We start from the raw sequence: 2,363 nt of genomic DNA on the forward strand, positions 1-2,363 counted from the left end.
GCATTATCACATGTGCGTATTACAATTTATAATGCTTAATTATACAAAGCTACTAAATTTAGGTAGCTTTGTATAATTGGTTGAGCATATGAACATGTTGTGCATCATTTTAGTAGAATAAACGATAATAAAATTTAATTTTTATGACTACATTGAATCCATACATTTATTTTAATGGTAATTGCGAAGAAGCATTTAATTTTTATAAAACAGTTTTTCAAAAGGAGATTTCATATATCGGACGTTATAAAGATGTTCCAAAAGCTGATAGAAAAATTTTTGAAGAAACTGATGAAAAAATTATGCATATCACTTTACCTATTAGTGACGAAACAATATTATCGGGTTCTGACAACAGAGTGGCACATAAAGAATCAATAGAATATAATAATTTTGCTCTTATAGTTCATACAGATAGTAAAGTAGAGGCTAATAGATTATTTAACGAAATGTCTAAAAATGGACAAGTGAAAGTACCTATGAATTTAGTTTTTTGGGGTTCTTATTATGGTATTTGTATTGATAAATTTGGTATTAATTGGAAAATTACTACTGAAGAAAAATAATAAAACAATTCATTTATTTTGCAAAAAAAAGGAATGCGTAACCCTTATAATAACGTTTTTGAGATATAGACTCAATGGAAAGTCGGTTTTGTATTTGGGATGATTTGGTAAATCTGAATAGTAGGCTTGATTTAGTTTCAGATACACCGAAGTATTAAAACATTAGGCAACATTGTAAAACACACACAGTAATGAAAATTTATCTTTCCTTAATTTTATTATTATTTATTTCCTGTAATAATAAACAAAAACAATTAGAAAAAGAAGGACCGGTTGAACAGGACTACTTTCATATAACTGCTCAAAGTTCTGATGAAAGTTATGGTTTTGCTGAATCAAATCCAATTAAGGTTGGAGGTAGTTCCGAAGGTATAGGGCCAAAAAATGAACGGAGATTTTTAAGTGCATTGAAAGGTCCAAATGGTGAAACAGTCAGGTTTTATAGGCAAGGAAGCTGTTGTCTTTTTGAAACTCCGAATGTAGAAAAAGGGCTCAAAGGCTCACTTGACATTTATAAGGTATATTGGGAAGACATAAGAGATACTCTAAAGATTTACATCAATATGTACGATAAAGACAGTTTAATGATTCCCTCAGGTTTCACTGCAAAAAAATGATGTTTTTTTAGTGAACGTAAAATGTTTCAAAGTAAACCAAAATAAAAAAAGCTTCAGAGAAATCTGAAGCTTTTTCTCTTAGTAGCCCTAACCGGACAATTCTCGAACCATTTTCTAGATGATTTAAAAAGAATATATATTATTCAAGAATAAACTTTATTGTAAGCATTACCACAAATTTTTAACCTACTCTACACTTTTTGTTTCTATATCCACTATTTAAGAGTGATACAAATAAGGTATGGACAACACTGAAAATCTATTGTTTTATAGGGATTAAAAAATCAGCTATTTTAAATTAATTACCTCTAATTTATATCCAATGCCATGAATATTAACAATATTCACTAGAGGATCTTTATCCAATTTTTTGCGAAGCTTTGAAATGAACATATCCAAACTCCTTGTAACTATTACACCATTATTTTCCCATACTTCTTTCTGCAAAGCTTCCCTGTCGATAATTTTATTTGGAGATGAGAAAAAAATGTATAGCAACTTTGATTCCTTTGATGTTAATAAAAATTTATCACTTTGATACTCAATATAATGTTGTTCATAGTGAAAAAAGTATTTCCCAATTTGGATATTTTTAGTGGACTCTTTTTTATGAATTATTTTTTCTTTTTTTCTAAATATGCACCAAAACAAAATTGATAGACCTAAAATTATAATTAATAAAAAGGTAAATCCCTTATTAAAAAAAGAAATACTTTTTGGGATAAACTTAATAGTAATCCTGTAACAATTACTTGGTATGCTTCTCCCAATACATGGAATTATATTTTCTTTGTTTTCTAATGAAATTAAAAATCCATAGATAATTTCCTTATTTGAACACTTAGATACATTTACCGAATAATCTCTTGGAAATGTGCTTCTCTCTATATTTTTCTGAACAATAGCAACTAGTGAATCTGGTATAAATGAAAATTCATTTTCAAAACTAATCTGGAATTCATTTGCTGATAGAATTTTTATAGGCATCACTTTAGAATTACTATCCTTTGAGCTATTCAGTAATTCATGACCTATTTCCCTTAACACTATTTCGTTTTTGGGATTTTCAATATCTAATTCTTGTTGAAAAAACCAATAAATAAAAATAATTAATAAAGCCAACAAAGGTATAAATAATACAAATAGGTATTTTTGTTTCATTAATCAAAAGTATTTTTTT

General features: G+C 27.6%; 3 protein-coding genes. 2 read left to right on the forward strand and 1 reads right to left on the reverse strand.

Annotation, left to right across the window (positions count from 1 at the left end; all coding sequences use genetic code 11):
• Positions 1-143 precede the first annotated feature (143 nt).
• Positions 144-566 (forward strand): VOC family protein, encoded by a 423-nt coding sequence (locus tag FLACOL7796_RS24325; protein WP_173973350.1) that lies wholly within the window; start codon positions 144-146, stop codon positions 564-566.
• Between the two features lie 191 nt (positions 567-757).
• Complete coding sequence (locus FLACOL7796_RS24330; protein WP_232067448.1) at positions 758-1,183, forward strand: 2-dehydro-3-deoxyphosphooctonate aldolase; 426 nt, start codon at positions 758-760, stop codon at positions 1,181-1,183.
• A gap of 288 nt (positions 1,184-1,471) precedes the next feature.
• Here the strand turns inward: FLACOL7796_RS24330 and FLACOL7796_RS24335 are convergent, their stop codons facing one another.
• Positions 1,472-2,344: a winged helix-turn-helix domain-containing protein gene (locus FLACOL7796_RS24335; protein ID WP_173973351.1), complete on the reverse strand. Its 873-nt coding sequence runs from the start codon at positions 2,342-2,344 to the stop codon at positions 1,472-1,474.
• Positions 2,345-2,363: the final 19 nt, after the last annotated feature.

Origin of the sequence: Flavobacterium bizetiae (assembly GCF_902804475.1) — a bacterium.
Lineage (GTDB): Bacteria > Bacteroidota > Bacteroidia > Flavobacteriales > Flavobacteriaceae > Flavobacterium > Flavobacterium bizetiae.

Bases quoted from the DNA above. Each gene is read 5' to 3' on its own strand.
- FLACOL7796_RS24335 (WP_173973351.1), bottom strand. From the start codon at position 2,344: ATGAAACAAAAATACCTATTTGTATTATTTATACCTTTGTTGGCTTTA.
- FLACOL7796_RS24325 (WP_173973350.1), top strand. From the start codon at position 144: ATGACTACATTGAATCCATACATTTATTTTAATGGTAATTGCGAAGAA.
- FLACOL7796_RS24330 (WP_232067448.1), top strand. From the start codon at position 758: ATGAAAATTTATCTTTCCTTAATTTTATTATTATTTATTTCCTGTAAT.